Origin of the sequence: Paenibacillus sp. NRS-1760, from assembly GCF_050467785.1 — a bacterium.
GTDB lineage: Bacteria > Bacillota > Bacilli > Paenibacillales > Paenibacillaceae > Pristimantibacillus.
This window is the reverse complement of sequence record NZ_JBITPK010000003.1, coordinates 16,741-33,250: the sequence shown is the minus strand read 5'-3', so window position 1 is coordinate 33,250 and position 16,510 is coordinate 16,741. Positions and strand designations below refer to the sequence as shown.

The 16,510-nt window shown below is 47.0% G+C and carries 16 protein-coding genes, 1 pseudogene and 1 other annotated feature; of the genes and pseudogenes, 3 read left to right on the top strand and 14 right to left on the bottom strand.

Annotated elements, in window-relative coordinates:
* Window positions 1-114 precede the first annotated feature (114 nt).
* The 3 genes from ACIFSR_RS00460 (at window position 115) to ACIFSR_RS00450 (ending at window position 2,816) form a co-directional block, all read left to right on the top strand.
* Window positions 115-1,095, top strand: a complete 981-nt coding sequence (locus ACIFSR_RS00460; protein ID WP_430054023.1) for a phosphotransferase — start codon at window positions 115-117, stop codon at window positions 1,093-1,095.
* A gap of 168 nt (window positions 1,096-1,263) precedes the next feature.
* Window positions 1,264-1,545, top strand: coding sequence for an ArsR/SmtB family transcription factor (locus tag ACIFSR_RS00455; protein ID WP_054025100.1), 282 nt, complete (start codon window positions 1,264-1,266; stop codon window positions 1,543-1,545).
* A gap of 71 nt (window positions 1,546-1,616) precedes the next feature.
* The gene (locus ACIFSR_RS00450; RefSeq protein ID WP_430054022.1) at window positions 1,617-2,816 is read left to right on the top strand and encodes an MFS transporter; all 1,200 of its coding nucleotides are present in this window, start codon (window positions 1,617-1,619) and stop codon (window positions 2,814-2,816) included.
* Between the two features lie 622 nt (window positions 2,817-3,438).
* On the opposite strand, the gene tyrS is transcribed toward ACIFSR_RS00450, so the two are convergent.
* The 14 genes and pseudogenes from tyrS to ACIFSR_RS00380 form a co-directional block, all read right to left on the bottom strand.
* Entirely contained in the window at window positions 3,439-4,728 is a 1,290-nt protein-coding gene (gene tyrS / locus ACIFSR_RS00445) for a tyrosine--tRNA ligase (protein WP_339205016.1), read from the bottom strand.
* 73 nt (window positions 4,729-4,801) lie between these two features.
* On the bottom strand, window positions 4,802-5,902 hold the full coding sequence (locus tag ACIFSR_RS00440; protein WP_430054019.1) for a hypothetical protein: 1,101 nt from the start codon (window positions 5,900-5,902) through the stop codon (window positions 4,802-4,804).
* A gap of 58 nt (window positions 5,903-5,960) precedes the next feature.
* Entirely contained in the window at window positions 5,961-7,640 is a 1,680-nt protein-coding gene (locus ACIFSR_RS00435; RefSeq protein ID WP_430054016.1) for a glutamine--tRNA ligase/YqeY domain fusion protein, read from the bottom strand.
* Window positions 7,641-7,731: 91 nt separating this feature from the next.
* Window positions 7,732-7,985, bottom strand: a binding site (T-box leader).
* Between the two features lie 73 nt (window positions 7,986-8,058).
* Window positions 8,059-8,385: a YnfA family protein gene (locus tag ACIFSR_RS00430; protein ID WP_076267312.1), complete on the bottom strand. Its 327-nt coding sequence runs from the start codon at window positions 8,383-8,385 to the stop codon at window positions 8,059-8,061.
* Between the two features lie 42 nt (window positions 8,386-8,427).
* A complete protein-coding gene (locus tag ACIFSR_RS00425; protein ID WP_430054013.1) occupies window positions 8,428-8,910 on the bottom strand; it encodes an SRPBCC family protein in 483 nt (160 codons plus the stop codon).
* A gap of 21 nt (window positions 8,911-8,931) precedes the next feature.
* Window positions 8,932-9,186, bottom strand: a complete 255-nt coding sequence (locus ACIFSR_RS00420; RefSeq protein WP_339205020.1) for a hypothetical protein — start codon at window positions 9,184-9,186, stop codon at window positions 8,932-8,934.
* 183 nt (window positions 9,187-9,369) lie between these two features.
* Window positions 9,370-9,630, bottom strand: coding sequence for a hypothetical protein (locus tag ACIFSR_RS00415; protein WP_430054010.1), 261 nt, complete (start codon window positions 9,628-9,630; stop codon window positions 9,370-9,372).
* 6 nt (window positions 9,631-9,636) lie between these two features.
* Window positions 9,637-9,711: pseudogene (locus ACIFSR_RS00410) on the bottom strand (hypothetical protein); the annotation flags it as partial.
* 249 nt (window positions 9,712-9,960) lie between these two features.
* A complete protein-coding gene (locus ACIFSR_RS00405; protein ID WP_430054007.1) occupies window positions 9,961-12,198 on the bottom strand; it encodes a cadherin-like beta sandwich domain-containing protein in 2,238 nt (745 codons plus the stop codon).
* A 154-nt stretch (window positions 12,199-12,352) separates the two neighbouring features.
* Entirely contained in the window at window positions 12,353-12,694 is a 342-nt protein-coding gene (locus ACIFSR_RS00400) for a hypothetical protein (protein ID WP_430054005.1), read from the bottom strand.
* Window positions 12,657-13,070: a hypothetical protein gene (locus ACIFSR_RS00395; protein WP_430054002.1), complete on the bottom strand. Its 414-nt coding sequence runs from the start codon at window positions 13,068-13,070 to the stop codon at window positions 12,657-12,659. The genes ACIFSR_RS00400 and ACIFSR_RS00395 overlap by 38 nt, the downstream gene beginning before the upstream one ends.
* A 239-nt stretch (window positions 13,071-13,309) precedes the next feature.
* Entirely contained in the window at window positions 13,310-13,576 is a 267-nt protein-coding gene (locus ACIFSR_RS00390; protein ID WP_430053999.1) for an extracellular solute-binding protein, read from the bottom strand.
* Window positions 13,577-13,768: 192 nt separating this feature from the next.
* The gene (locus ACIFSR_RS00385; RefSeq protein WP_430053996.1) at window positions 13,769-15,100 is read right to left on the bottom strand and encodes an alpha/beta hydrolase; all 1,332 of its coding nucleotides are present in this window, start codon (window positions 15,098-15,100) and stop codon (window positions 13,769-13,771) included.
* A complete protein-coding gene (locus tag ACIFSR_RS00380) occupies window positions 15,101-16,450 on the bottom strand; it encodes an alpha/beta hydrolase (protein WP_339205026.1) in 1,350 nt (449 codons plus the stop codon).
* Window positions 16,451-16,510: the final 60 nt, after the last annotated feature.

Sequence of the window (16,510 nt, the reverse complement as noted above, 5' to 3'; positions counted from 1 at the left end):
AAAGCGATTTCCAACAGTAATAAACAATTATAGCTATTGTTTCTATCCCCTTCGGTTCACGATTGCTATAGGATAAATAGATAATGGGAAAGACATTGAAAGGATGATTGTGACATGCTGCATATTCCTGCCGTACATACTGTATTTCATAAGGAAACGCTTTTTGAAGCCATGGCCTTATTATATGATATCGGTACACCGCTAAAGAGCCAATTCGTGTCCAATGGCTTGAATGATACCTATTCGGTGGATACGAATACCGGAAAATTTATATTGCGAATTTATAAGCATTTGTGGCGAGCAGAATCCGATATCCGTTTTGAGCTGGATTTGTTAACCTATCTTAAAAACTGCACTTTGCCGGTTTCCTATCCAATCCAAAGACGAGATGGCGAATGGTTAACTGAGCTCGACGCACCGGAAGGCACTCGATATGCTGTGCTATTCTCTTATGCGGATGGTGCCGGGAAACTTAATGTCGATACAAGCCAAGTTTACGGCAGCGCTATAGCACAGCTTCATCATGCCATGGATTTCTATGAGCAAAAGCATGAACGGTTTGAGCTTGATGCTGCCCATTTGCTCGACGAGCCTCTTCGTGCGATGCTTCCGTTTTTACAGCATCGTCCGAACGATGTAGCATTTGTACAAGAAACAGCCGGCAGGCTGAAAGCTCGCCTTGCAGAAGCCGCGAATGGTGCATATGACTGGGGAGTATGCCACGGGGATCTGCATGGCTGGAACGTCTTTCATTCGGATGACGGCAGCATGACACACTTTGACTTTGACTGCTGCGGCGTAGGCTGGCGCTCGTATGATCTATCCGTTTATTTATGGGATCGCGTCCATGGCAGATCGGATAGTGAGAGCTTTGAGGATGAATGCTGGGATGCTTTTCTGGAAGCCTATACGAAGGAACGTCCTTTAAGCGAGCAGGATCTTGCGATGATTCCCGTATTCGTAGCCGTTAGACAGCTTTGGTTGATCGGACTTCATACAGGCGGAAGCGCCGTTTGGGGATCCTGGCAAGATGATGGTTACTTTGACGGGAAGCTAAAATTTTTGGCAACTTGGATAAAGGCGCATAACCTATAATGCGATGAAAGAAAAGGAGCTGCTTTCGGCTCCTTTCTTCTTTTATACGATTACGGAAATGCTTGTTGTAAAACAAAATGAATGCTTGCCTGTTTACATTCGAATATCGATATGCTATCTTATTTCTACAAATATAGAAATAACGACTGCAAGAAAGGTGAAGCCACAATGACAGAAGATCATGCGGACGTACGTCAAGCTGTAAAAGTATATAAGGCGCTCGGCGAGCCTACCCGTCTAAAAATAGCTCTGCTGCTTACTGAGGAGAAAAATTTATGCTGCTCCGATATTGGCACAAAGCTGGAATCTGTAGCCGGCTCTACCCTCTCACATCACTTGAAGCAATTGACGGAAAGCGGGTTGCTAGATCTCCGCAAGGACGGTACGTATATCTACTACAGTGTGAACCGCGAAATGGCTCGCAAGTATGCGCCATATTTGTTGGAGTAATTTTTTTAGGTTATATTTCTATAGATTTAGAAATATAAAAACAGTGGAGTGGAGAGAGGAGTATTTTTTATATGTCTAACGCGTGGAAAATTTACATGCTGGCTATAATTAGCTTTTTGGTTGGAACGTCAGAATTTATTATTGCGGGTATTTTGGATAAGGTCGCCGACGACATAGGTGTATCCGTATCTGCAGCAGGCCAGCTGATTACCGTTTTCTCGCTAGCTTACGCTATTGGCACGCCGATTCTTATGGCAGTTACGGCGCGTGTTGAGCGGCGTCAGCTGCTCCTCTACTCATTAGGTGTATTCGCGATCGGCAATCTTATTGCCGTTGCTTTGCCTGGATTTGAGTTTTTGATCGTGTCCCGAATTGTTCTAGCGCTCAGCACAGGCGTGTTTGTCGTTACCGCTTTGACCGTCGCTTCTAAGCTTGCACCCGTTGATAAACAGGGCAGTGCCATTGCGACGCTCGTTATGGGCTTTAGCACAGCATTAATCGTTGGTGTCCCTCTAGGCAGGGTGGTCGCATCTGTATACGACTGGCATCTCATCTTCGGAGCAATCGGACTGCTGGGCCTGCTTGCAATGCTCCTCATTTTATCCAGCATTCCAAAAACAGATGGTGAAGAGCCCGTTCCACTTCGCAGCCAGCTTGCTCTCTTGAAGCAGCCGAAAATTGTAACGGCACTGACGGTCACCTTCTTGTGGATCGGCGGTTATTCCATCGTTTACACTTATATTTCACCATTCCTGCTTAGCGTAACGAAGCTGAGTGAACAGGGCGTGAGCATCGGACTATTTGCATTCGGTATCGCCAGCCTGATCGGGTCTAAATTTGGCGGCTACAGCACCGATAAATGGGGAGCGCCTCGAACATTAGTCAGCGGCATGCTGTTCCATACGATAGCACTTGTTCTACTCTCGTTGGCTGGACAGTCTCCGGTTATCGTATTTCCTCTGCTTATGATCTGGGCCTTTACTGCTTGGTCATCCGGTCCAACTCAGCAGTATCATCTGATGTCACTAGCTCCAGAAGCTTCGGGTATTATGCTAAGCTTGAACAGCTCTGTACTTCAGCTGGGCATGGCTGCAGGAGCCGGGCTTGGCGGGGTTGTCGTTGAGCAAGTATCGCTCACCTCTATCAGCTGGATTGGAGCTACAGGCGTCATTCTCGCCGCTGCTACAGCCGCAACCTCCTTCGGGTTCTCCCGCCGCGCAAGATCCCGCCGGAAGATAGCCGAGGGCAGCTTGGCAAAGACGAGTGCTTAAACTTTAGCAGCCCTTTTTATAAAAGCTAACCATAAAAACCCAGACTTCCATTAACGGAAGTCTGGGTTTTTGTCCTATTCAGAAACTAACCATAAAGCAATTTCCGAATCATTCGGCCCCCACTTTTCACGTAATATGCTGGCAAAAAAGATTCTTCAGATTCACTTTCAAAGTGGTTTTGAAGGTTCTTTTGCACATACTATGGGATTCTCTCACACAGGTTTCCCCTTTTGGGATATCCCCTTTTCTAATCCGGCAAATATGCACTTCTACATTGTTCTTAATTATTTTCTATAATGCATATTCGCAGGATAGCGGTATCTTTCTCACACTTACGTGCAGCTATACTGTATTCCCTACAATATAAGCGCACTTAAAGTGCTAAAATGACAGATCATATAGCAAGTTATTTCATAAATACAACATAAGACTCCAACACAACTAAAATTGGGCGAGGTTCCTGCAATTGTGCAGGATAGCTGGACGTTGATCGCGGAAATTGGTGTTGGAGACTTCTCAAAATAGTATCAAAACAATGAAAAGTGTACACTCGATTTCCTAAAGTAGATATAACATTCAAAAAAAACCAGACTTCCAATAGTGGAAGTCTGATTTTTTTGTCCTATTCAAATCGAATCAAGAAGTAATTTTTTTTGCCGCGGCGCAGCACGACAAATTTGTCATAGAGCTTTTGCTCCGAACCGATGATGGATTCTACATCCGTGTTTTTCGTGCCATTAATTGAAATCGAGCCGCTCGTAATATCTTGTTTCGCTTGGCGGCGAGATGGTGCAGCTCCAGATTCGATTAGAAGATCCATAAGCGCAATCTCTTCTCTATTCGTAAGCACCGTTGTAGGCATGTCCTGCAAAGCTTCAATCAGCTCCGCTTCACTCAGTTGATTTACATCGCCGGAGAAAAATGCCTGCGTAATTTTCTCTGCGCTGTCGAGCGCTTCTTGTCCATGAACAAGGCGAGTAATTTCACGCGCCAACTCACGCTGCGCCACCCGCTTCTCTGGGTGCGACTGAAGCTCTGTCTCCAAAGCTTCGATTTCTGCACGAGAGAGGAATGTGAAATATTTCAAAAATTTAATCGTATCGTTATCTTCAGTATTGATCCAGAACTGATAGAACTGGTACGCCGATGTCTTCGAGCGATCCAGCCAAATCGCGCCAGATTCGGATTTCCCGAATTTCTTGCCGTCGCTTTTGGTAACAAGAGGCATCGTCATGCCGTAAGCGTCGCCACCGCCCATTTTGCCAATCAGATCAAGGCCTGCTGTAATATTGCCCCATTGATCGCTGCCGCCAATTTGCAATGAACAGCCGTGCTCTTGATGCAGCTTATGGAAGTCGTAGGCTTGCAAAATCATATAGCTGAACTCGGTAAACGAGATGCCTGATGAAAGACGGGAATCGACCGAATCCTTCGCCAGCATGTAGTTTACAGTAAAGTTTTTGCCTACATCGCGTAAAAAAGTAATGACATCCAGCGGCGCAATCCAGTCGTAGTTGCTTACTAGCTTAGCCGCATGATCCGCAGCATCGAAGTCAAGAAAGCGGGAAAGCTGACGCTTCAAGCTCTCTGTCCACTCGGATACCGTATCCGCTGTATTGAGCGAGCGTTCCGTCGAGCGGCCGCTTGGATCGCCAATTAAGCCTGTTCCGCCGCCAACTAGCGCAAGTGGAATATGGCCAGCCTGTTGGAAACGACGCAAGCACAAAATCGGAAGCAAGCTGCCGATGTGCAGGCTGTCCGCTGTAGGGTCGAATCCGCAATAAAGCACAACGCGTTCACTCGTAAGCTTCTTATGTAATTCCTCGCGGTTAGTAAATTGCTGTACTAGCCCTCGGTATTCTAGATCAGCCAATAGATCTTCATGATTAATGGTTAATGCTTCGTTTGTCATTTAACTCTCTCTCCTCTAATGTTTCCTACAGTTTACGTTGATTTCGAGTTTTTTAAAAGATGTGGACGGACGATTACATGGTTTTGGTCATTTCTCTACGTCTACGAATCGTTCTTCTAATTAAAATATCACAAATAAGCAGCCCTACGCCAACAACAAAGTCGACAAACCCTACAAAAATAGCGTTAAACGGATAACCGCCCATTTTCGAGATATAATATACCGTAAAAGCAAAAATCCCAAATGCACTGATCGTAAATAGCAAACTTTTTCTAAAAAACAGCGCAAGCGCTGCAGCAATTACCGTTACTGCGGCGACTGTTCCGAGTATCAAGTGATTATGGTCCTTCTCGATATTCGTTGGATACAACAATCTTTTGGGGTACGTGTAAGAAAAATACCAGTCCTTGCTGGGCAGTTCATTAAAAACAGCTTTGAATGTTTTGGAGTCCGTTTGTTCCATTGCTAAATTCGAATGAAGCTTAGCGCCGGGCGCACTTAGTCGTATTTCCAGCTCGACATGCGGCTCGCCCTCCCAGAAAGCTGCTGGGGTCAAATAATAAAGATGGGAAAAAATCGTCGTAATCACACCTTTATTATACATCCCTCCATTTTCAATATAGGTGATGACAATATTTTTCGTTTCGTTCGGCTTAAAAGATAAAGGGAACCTCGCTCCTTGTGCTGGCCCAATTTCCGCTGAGTAATTGGATAAACGCAGCTCCTTGCCGCTTACTGGATCAATGACCGTATTTTTCAATAGGGTATTCTGCCAATTAACCGTCTTTACATTCGGATCCATGATCACATGAATCTCTTTATTTCCCTCTGAAACCATAAAAGCCTCACTTGCAGGCGTTACAAATAAAACCTCCAAGTCCTTGGCGGAATCGGACGTATTGTGAAGCTCATACTGAACCGTTACTTCCGCATGGCTTTTGTACCGTTCGATATCACGGAAGGTAAACGCAACCTTCTCGCGAACCAAACTCACTTGCGATTGATCATCCAGCTCCAGCCTGCCATAACCCTCCGCAGGATAATGCAGCGGTCCCCCGTTGGCACTTGCTGCTTCTGGTAAAAGCATACATAATAGGACAGCAGTCAGAATTAATGGTCGAAGCTTATGCAGGAACACTCCATCACCTCGTTCTCCGATTGTAGAGCCTCTCAAAAAAGAAGCCTCCATATGTATTATTTTACCACATGAGAGGCTTCATCTTGTTATCGCTCTATTTTTTCTTCCACGTATCCTTAAGCGGTACGATGCGATTGAAGACTAGCTTCGTATCCGTTGTATGTTTTTTGTCCACGCAAAAATAACCATGCCGAACGAATTGGAACTTATCCTCTGGCTGCGGAAGAGCCTCAAAAGGCTCAATCCTACAATCTTTCACGATTTGCAATGAGCTCGGATTAATGACGCTGTCCCAAGCTATAACGGTATCCTTCGGGATTTCATTACCCCGCAGCAGACTATCATAAAGGTGGACATCCACCTTAGACGCGTGACTCTCCGAAACCCAGTGGACCGTCCCCTTCACCTTCCGGTCGGTAAAGCCCGTTCCGCTTTTCGTTTCGGGATCGTAAGTGCAGCGAAGCTCAATGATCTCACCTGTGGCTTCATCTTTAATGACTTCCTCACATCTAATGAAGTAGGCACCGATCAGCCGAACTTCAGCTCCGGGTGCTAATCTGTGAAATCCTTTGGACGGCTGCTCCATAAAATCATCTTTCTCTATAAATAGCGTTCTAGAGAAGGTGACCTTGCGTTTGCCAAGCGTGTCGTTCTCGCTATTGTTATCAATGGACAACAGCTCGGTTTGGCCCTCCGGATAATTAGTAATAACCACTTTCAGTGGATGGATGACGGCCATTACGCCTTTGACCTTCGCCTTCAAATCCTGTCTTGCCGCATGCTCCAGCATCGCGATATCAACGGAATTTTGGGCTCTAATCATGCCGATCTCATCGATAAAATTTCTAATGCTCTCGGGCGTAAAGCCTCTTCGCCTGAGTCCACGGATCGTTGGCAGCCTTGGATCATCCCAGCCGTCGACAAAGCCGCCCTCAACGAGCTGTCTCAAATACCGCTTGCTCGTCACGACACCCGTTAGATTCAGCCTTCCGAATTCCCTTTGCCTTGGCGGCTGAGCAAATTCCAGCTCCTTCAATACCCATTCGTACAAAGGACGATGGTCTTTGAACTCAATGGAGCATAACGAGTAGGTAATGCCCTCGATGGCATCTTGAATCGGATGCGCAAAATCGTACATCGGATAAATGCACCACTTATTTCCCGTCCGGTAATGCTCAGCATGGATTATGCGATAAATAACGGGATCTCTTAAATTAATATTAGGCGCACTCATATCGATTTTGGCACGCAACACTTTGGAAGCGGCCTTAAAATCACCGTTTTTCATTTTCGCAAACTGCTCTAAATTATCATCAATGGAGCGATTTCGGTAAGGGCTATCCTTGCCCGGCTCCGTAAGCGTCCCCCGATATTCCGTTACTTCCTCTGGCGATAATTCACAAACATAAGCCTTTCCTTTGCTTATGAGCGCAACTGCAGCGTCATATATCGCATCCGAATAATCCGAACCATAATAAATATGGCTGCCTGGACGATAACCAAGCCAATTGATATCTTCGATAATGGCATTCACATATTCGATATCCTCCTTCAGAGGATTCGTGTCGTCAAATCGCAAATGAAACCTCCCATTATACTTTTGCGCAATCGTATAGTTTGTATGGATGGCATAGGCGCTTCCGATATGAAGGTATCCATTAGGCTCAGGCGGAAACCGCGTGCACATTTCTCGTGTAAACACGCCTGCTTGAAGATCCTCATTAATAATTTTATATAAAAAATGATCCGTGATCGGCTCTAATTCGCTGCTCATTGTAAAACCTCCAATTTAGGGTTGCTATCGATACCTTGATTTTTCATGTCCCAAAAAACAAAAAAAAAATTCCACCCCCAAGACTTCGCGTCTTGGGGACGAAATTTTTCGCGGTACCACCCCAGATTCGTTAATATGTCGCCATATCAACCTCTTCAAGTACGGCACCAAAGGATGCTTATACTCTAGCTCTATAACAGGAGCTCCTGTCACAGCATCCCCTTGCTCAGGTTCCGATGTGATGCTCAGAGACTTGTTTCGATAAACCATTCCTTGCCCCTTTTCAGCTGCCGGGGCTCTCTGCGAAAGAATGTGTTTATGTACTCTTCTCGTCATCGCCTTTTTCAATATTTCATATATGTTAACAAATCGTTCCCTGAATTGTAAATGGTTATTCTACACAGCAAGCTAGAAAATACTAATGCCTTGGCGCCCACAGTATAACTGAAACACCGACCAAGCAAATTGCAGCACCTATCCAGTCGTATAAATCAGGTGTTTTTTTATCGACCAGCCAGCCCCACAATACGGCCATCACTATAAAAACGCCCCCGTACGCCGCATAGACTCTTCCGAACGAGGGGAAGGATTGAAATGTAGCAATAACACCATATAGTGCCAAAGCTACACCTCCGACCATTCCCCAATACATCGGCTTGCCTTCACGCAGCCATAACCAAATCAGGTAACCTCCACCTATTTCAGCTAACCCAGCTAATAAAAATACCAATATTCCTGTAATCATCTCTATCACATCCGATAACCCAAGCTGATTGAATACTTATTTCTAAGCCTGAGGCAAATTTTCAAAAGCTTGTACATATTTATCGTATTTCATTTTCCATACGTCCTTGCGAGAGGCAATTGTTTTTCCATCCAGCAATGCCTCGATAACATCCAAACATACATCCCAGCCGGCAATATCTCTAGGGGTATGCGCTGTAATTTGGGCAAGCTTCTCGATTAAAACCAAGCGGCAGCCCTCTGGCTCTGCATATAATTCAAAACGAACGATATCCTCAGCCCACGTAAACTCCAAAACCGATAACGCTTTGAGCTCAATGATGGCCATCTCTTCAAAATGTCCATTTTGCATATCAAATTTTATTAATCCGCCTTCACGCAAGTCCGCGACACTCAGTTCGGGGAACCACTGGGCGAGCTTCTCGTTGTCAGTCAGCATCGACCAGACACTCTCCACAGCATGCTTCAAATTGCGCTCGAAACGGACCGAATATCCATTCTCAGCTTGGGTAATGGATGCCAACATGTCTACTCACCTCGTCCTTATTTATTCCTGATTGTATTTTTTCTCAAAAACAGACCATCGAATCAAAGAAAGAGTAACACCCACGACAAATGAAATAAAAATAATAGGCGCCATTTCGATTTGATCTACACTTTTACGACCGAGTACAATGAGTACTCCCTGAATAATTAAAACGTAAATCAATATATAAAGCACCCATCTAATAGCATACGACAGCTTGCCCTTTGTTCTTATCTTGCTCCATTTCTCGCGATTGAATTTGTTGAAGTCATTCACAGGTTATCCCTCACCCAATTACATATTTCTAGTGATACATACTCCCGAAATAGGATTCAGCACCTTATTTAATATGGCGATTATAACATAAGTATAATCAAAAATAGGCTGCAGCAAGAAGAATAATCCTTCTTCACTACAGCCTTGCACGTCAACCGACTATTCATTTTTTGTTATATGAAGCTACGAAAACAACAAAGAATCGCTAATTGCAGGTACATCCATCCACTGTCTCGACTCGGCAGAACGCTCAACAGCTTCAATAACGAGCTGATTTCTATAGCCGTCCTCGAAGTTCGGAGCAGGATTAATCCCGCTGTGCAGCCCTTCCATGAACGTCGCCATCATAATAATAAAGGTATGCTCGTAGCCGATAATATGACCATCAATCAGCTTCTTAGCTAGCTGTATCGCAAGCGCAAAACGATAATTATGGCAAATCATATGCATAACGCCTGCTTTTTTTACCGCCTGCAGCATCTCCGCTGCTTGGCTTGCACTGACCGCGAGCGGCTTCTCGCAAATGACATGCTAGCCCGCTTCTGCCGCATAGTATGACTGAAATTTGATTAAGGTGTTGATTTCATACTTTTGTTTGTTGTCCGTTCTCTCCCGTTACAACTAAATTCCAATACCTAATAGAATAGAGCCTCCAAGCCTGCACCTGAGCAGGCCTGAAAGCTCTATTGGTTAACCAACCTTCAATGGCTGATGTCAGGGCAGCAGCAATTTGACTAATAGATCAAGCTTTCGGCTCAGCATAACAAATTGCCTTTATTTGCTCGCTGCTAGATCATCCAATATATATTGAATGATAGCAACGACTTCAGCTCGAGTTGCCGATTCAGCCGGAACAAATAGATTCTTTCCCCGACCCTTCAGGATGCCACGGTCTTTAGCTGTCTTCACAGCATATTTGGCCCAATTTGAAATAAGACGATCATCAGCAAACCCAGTCTCTGGCGCAAGCGCGCCTCCCTCAGGTTCGCCAAGTGCTCTCATAGCTATTACGGCTAACTCCTGACGATTAATTACCCCCTTTGGTTGGAGGCTTCCATCCACATAGCCAATAAATAAACCATGCTGGTAACCAAGTGCGATCGCATTCGCTGCATAAGGGGCGATTTGCTCCCCATCACTAAAGCTCGGTTCACTCCCTTGTGCTGGACCAGACCAACCTAATGCCTTAACCAGCATGACGATAAAATCCTGCCTTGATACTTTCTCGTTAGGCCTAAAGGTCCCATCAGGGTACCCCGAAATCCAGCCCTGCTGAACTGCTGACTGTATGATCGGCTCTGCCCATGACCCCGAAATATCGTTAAATGAAATGGGCTTGACGGGACCAACAGGAGTCTCCGTAGTTGGAGTCGGAGATGGCGGAGTATACGGAACAAAAGCTCGGTTTACCCTAATTGTGTATAGCAGCTCTTCACCGCTCTGCGAGACGACTTTAATATGAATATCATTGTTCCCTTGACTCAACAGTAGATCTACGCTGTCGCTAGCACTTGCAACTGGGACGTAGGTCGAGTCATTTACTGATACGCTTACTAAAGCATGACTCTCTGCTGCAACTGGTTTTACCGTTATCGCATAAACCGAATAACCAACGGATGCTTCGTAGTTTACTGTTTCAGGATGAAACAAAGGTGTAAGTGTTCCTGCTGACAAACTCAAATCGCTCAGTGTAGCATTGTGGCTTGGCCGCAAGACTTGTACGGTGTAGATTTGCTCATTTCCCTCCTCGGCCGTTACGCGTATGGCAATCGTATTTAGGCCTGCCTCCAGCGGCAGGGGAGCGCTTGCCGAACCGTTGGTCAAGCTTTGATATGAACCTCCATTGACACTTACCGCTATAGACGCATTCGTTCCCGCTGCCGAAGGCGTCAGCGTAATCTCACTCTGATAACTCCCCACTTCGGCTGAATAGCTATAAATTCCAGCATCGAATAATGGGCTGAGCGTACCAGAAGAGAGAGATAAGCCGCTTAAATTCGCATCGTTGCTCTGCCTATAAACTGTCAGCACATATTGATTCACCGTCGCTCTGTCCTCTGCCGTTACGCGTATGGCAATCGTATTCAGGCCTGCCTCCAACGGCAGGGGAGCGCTTGCCGAACCGCTGAATATGCTAGTGTATGTTCCCCCATTAGCACTGTAGGCGATTAAAGCATTCGCTTCTGATGCTGTAGGCGTTACCATGATGGAATCTTGACTATTTGCTACAACAGCCTCATAGCTGAAGCGTCCGCTGGCGAAATCCGGCTGCAGCAAAGCACTTCCGGATAAGCTTAGCTGCTCTAAAGTTGCATTCGTGCTAGGCTCAGCTCGAATAACTTCGATTGTATATTTTCTAGTTTGGGAGCCATCCGCAGAAATCGTTTCAACCGGAATGGCAGTGCTGCCCACCCCAAGCGGGATAGCGGAGCTAGCTTCGCCATCTGCTCCCCCTATCCCATTTATGGACAAGCTACCATCGGCATCGTTTAAAGTAGGAGTGACCATTGTAGAGACTGTTGAATAAGGAACGTAAACGGTGTAATTAAGCGTATTCGCGTCGAATGCAATCGTCCCAGCTGAAGTTTCCAGCTTCTTTAGAGCAGCATCATTGGCCAACGGCCGATGCACATGGAAATTAATCAGTCGAGTGACTGTGCCATCGGAAGAAGTAATTTTTATTTCTACGAGGTTATTTGCCGGATTTAGAGGAAGATGGCCTGTCGAAGTCCATTGCCCAAGATTTTTCCAACTATCTCCATTCATTTGATATTGTATCGTTGCATTTTCATCGACGGTCTTGATTGCGAAATAGTACGTTAAAATCGAACTTCTGGGAATGTAGACATCATAATCGTTAATCGTGTTCGAAAGAGATGGGGTATGCGGATATGTAAATTCAACCCTGTCCACATCCACATTATTGCTCCCAGCCGCCCTAACATAATGACTCAAAGATGCTGGAAGCAGTATGCTAACTACTAACAAGATTAGGCCTATTTTTCTTAACATTAAATGAATTCCCCTTTGCTATTCACTTATTTTTCCCTAACGAAAACCACATCTAGCAAACTATGTTTATTATATCATATAGACATGACTTATGTAGTTCGATGAATTAAGTGGGAATTGTGAGAATCTATGCTTGAATAAACCGGCCACCTGGTTACGCATAGGCTACTAATGCCTCCGTAGCGAACACGAATTCCATATGCGCATGCTGATATGCCTCCGAAGTGGGATGGTATTTCCCGAAAGCAAGGTCTTGCTTGGCCATACGAAAAAACACTTCAATGCGCCACTTTTTCCCATAGACTTCGAACGCCTTTTCGGGCACATCGTGGCGGTTGCTAATGATGAGATAGGCTCCCTTGTACGTTGCAGGGCTGTAGTCATAGTCCTCTATGCCAACACTCGATTCTTCATCTTCTTTCAAGCGAACAGTGACGACCGCGGCAATAGGGACACGCTTATCTTTCGAGATCGCTTGCCCTTTCTTGAAGGACAACCAGATTCATACACCAGCGATACGTTTTGGATGAAGAGTCGAACAACCAGCATAAGAAAGGCAATTTTTTGGCGTAGGGATGGGCAATAAGCGTATCATCCAAGTTTATGACGTCACCTGGTTTTAGTGCCGTAACGCTAACTTCTTGAAGCCTTGCCGCACGTTTATGACCAAACGTTCTCCATGCAAACGAAGTTGTGAAAAATCGACTAAGTGTATACTGCGCAAGCTTATAGGGTTTGAACATGGTCGCAAGTAGAGCGTCCTTACTGGTTAACAAAGCCATTTGGTTCACAGACGAGTGGTTTTCCATCTGTTGGTATGAACTGCATAAGTCATGTGATTTTTTTCTACAGGATCTTTCTATACCGTTCATCAAATTAACCACCTGCTCTGAACATTTAATAAAAATGATCAAAGAGCCGCAACCATTAAAGAAAGCCGAGCGAAATCAGTTTATGGTTAACTGAAGATCGTCGGCTTAGCAGTAAGCTTATTAAGGTGATAAGATAGCTGAAAGTGAGTCCACACCTTTTAGATTTGCACACTACGTTAATACAATGAAGTCGTTCCCTCTGTCTCTTCTATCCTTTAGTCGCGCCTGCCGTCAGACCGTCAACAAAGTGCCTCTGCAAATACATGAACAGCAGCGTAATCATCGTTAGGCAGAATCAGCCCGGCGCTTGCCGCCTTGCCCAGATGGTCCTGGGAAGTCGTAATGACGTCTGCCGAAAGGCCAGCTGGACCGTCCAGCTCGAATTTTCCGATTTGATCCATCGTTCCAAGCTCCTGCATCTTCACTTCGACGCCGTATAGTTCCGTAAATTCCTTGATGATGGCATCCACAAAAGGCCGGGCTTCTTTGCTCTCCCATACCAGCAAGCTCGCGCCGGTCTCCGGTACAAGCTCCGTATCGAGCTTCTCAAACGCCAGATCGAACTAGCTTTGTACAGGAGTTACGCCCGCTCCAGACTCGGTTGTTCCGTTGGAGCACGCGGCTGCGGCGAGCAGCGATAGCGTTAAGAAAGACAATGGTAGTTTTTTTACGACGCGAGTCAGTGTTTTACCCCGTATTCATATCGATTGACTTAGCATCCAACTTTGGACTTCATAACGCAACGTCTTGTTGCCGTCGGCGACGAACCGCCGCTTCGGGACGTCCGCCCCCTCCGGGCCTGCTTCCCTTAGACCAGAATGCTCTGAGACGTGAAAAGCAAATCCCGTATTTCTCGGCAGGAAAAGCCGCCTTCGGTAGGAGCGAGGTCCGGACTTCTCCAGTTCCGCCCCCGCATATACTCTCGCCGTTGCCGAGGTATCGTCTGGTACGACAACTTCCAACTCCACTTCGACCTTTTCGGATAATTCCGGCACGATCCTGATTATTGTCAATGCGTTCAGCCCATGTCCGCTGTATGCGATCTCACAATCCCCCGTCTTGACTGCCCGGATCAAGCCTGTCGGATCGACCGCCGCTGCGCCTTCGGGCGTTACGCGAAAGCTTGCGTCCAGGTCGACCGAAACTAAACCGCTTTCATATGTGACAAGCGGGTATACCCATGCCTCGGCTCCCTCGATCCCGGCAATAGGATCACCGGTCAACTCGGCTGAGACGGGCGATCCTTTGTCTCCGAAGAAGAAGACAAGCGGCGCGTATACCCTCTGCTCCCAAGCTGCCTCGTTATGCTCTGCCATCGGTTCGTAGCAGAACACGAGGTCGTCTCCAGACCGGTAGCCTAGCTTCAAGAAATGCTCCACCATGTGCCTGACGTGATCGACACGCACAGTCATGCCTTCCATGCCGCCAGCATCTATCCATAATTGAAACGGTCCTTTTCCATCGAAAGTCTGAACGATGGGCAGATGCGTCATCGTCTCCTCATTGTATTGGGCAAAATAAGGCGAAACCATGGCCAGCTTGCCAAAAACGTCGGAACGGCGGAACCCGATATGGTAAGTCGCGAGCCCGCCTCTGGACGAACCCATCAGTGCGGTGTGGCGGCTCTCATGCTTCGTCCGGTAAGTACGGTCGATGTAGGGTTTAACTTCCTCCGTCAGGAAACGTTCATAGAACTCTCCCCGGCAAGGGTAGTCGAGCTCCTCCGCGAACGAGCCTTGATGCGCGAACTCGCTGTTTCGCTCCAGCCCCATATTCGAAACCGCCACGACGATCAATTTTTCGATGCGTCCTTCCGCAATCAGACGGTCGCATACGCGGTGCAGGTTCCATGACTGCCCGTTAAATGCTTCATGGAATACGTTCTGCCCGTCATGGACGTAAAGTACCGGATACGTCCTGTCCGCTTCCTGCCCGTAGCCGGGCGGCAAATAAACGAAAATGTCCCTTTCGTTGCGCATAATTTCCGATCGGAAATTCGCGATGGATTCCACTCGCGAAGGCTGCGTCATTCAAATCTCCTCCTCTCTTCCCATATCGGGCCTTATGTCTATCCAATTATGAACCGTGTAAACGACTCTTTTGTCCTCGTCCGTGACAAGCCTTCTGTAAGGCATCCGCCCGAAATCCCGATCGACCTCTTCCTTATCGTAGCCCCGGGTGATGAGAAAATCGAACGTTAATCCTCTAGGCAAACTGACCGTTCCGCCATACAATCCTTTGCCGAGCTTCGGAACGCCGAACGTCGCATAAATCTCGGCATCTTCCGGCGTTGTATCCGGCACGAGAATTTCAAGCTCGACGACGACGGTCTCAGATAGCCGTTCCACGACAGTATACATTCTGGCCGCTTCTTGGCCACCATAGCGGCAGACGATCGTCGCAGTGCCGGGTTTCCGTGGAAGCAGCCTTCCGTCTGGCGAAATCCCGAGGACATCCGGATTATCCGTCTGGTAATCGGCTCTGAGCAAACTGAAGCGTATGCCGTTGTGAAGAGCGGCAACCGCATTAACGACCACTAAAGGCCCGTCGACACCGACGATACCGTCCCCTTCAAGCGCGAGAACCGACACATCGGCGGCTTCGCCAAAGAAGTGCAGCAGCGGCATGTGCGCCCGGCGGCTCCAGTCCCATTCGGAATGCGCGGCTTCCATGTCCAGATAATAATAAAGCTCCTCACCTTGCTTCCAGCCAGCTTGCTGCATATTCTCCGCGACGCTCCGCACGTGGGATGGCATGAAGAACCCCTCCGCCCCACCTATGTCCATCCATATTTTCTGCCCATCGTTATAAGGATACAGCCGATACTGCGGCGTTTCCTCCAGCGTGCCGGGATCTACCTGGACGAAAAAAGGCGACAGGATGCCAAGCATTCCGAATACGTCCGGACGGCGAAGCCCGATGTTGTACGTTGCAATGCCGGCCGCCGAGGAGCCCATTAACGCCGTATGATCCGCATCCGGCAGTGTCCTGAATGCGCGATCTACAATTGGCTTCAGCTCTTCGATTAGAAAATGCTCGTAAAGCTCGCCGACGCAGCGAATAGGATACGCGCACAGGTCGTGGAAATATTCACTGGTTCCGTCCTCGTACTTATGTTCGACCGCTACGATAATAATTGGCCGAATCAGCCCTTCCGCCAATAGTCGGTCCGCTACGCGGTGCATACCCCAGGACTCTCCAGAAGGCTTGCTCGGCTCGAATACGTGCTGGCCCACGTGCATGTACAACACGGGATACCTTACGGACGGATCATCGTCATAGCCCACAGGCAAATAAATGTAGATGTCTCTTTCATTTCCCAGCCGGGATGCGTGCACCCCGGGTAATACGATTAGCTTCGATTGAGCCGAATTTTCCATATTGCATAGCCCCTTCTGAGAACTTCATTCTTCAAGTTTCAACTTAACCGGTTAAGTGGC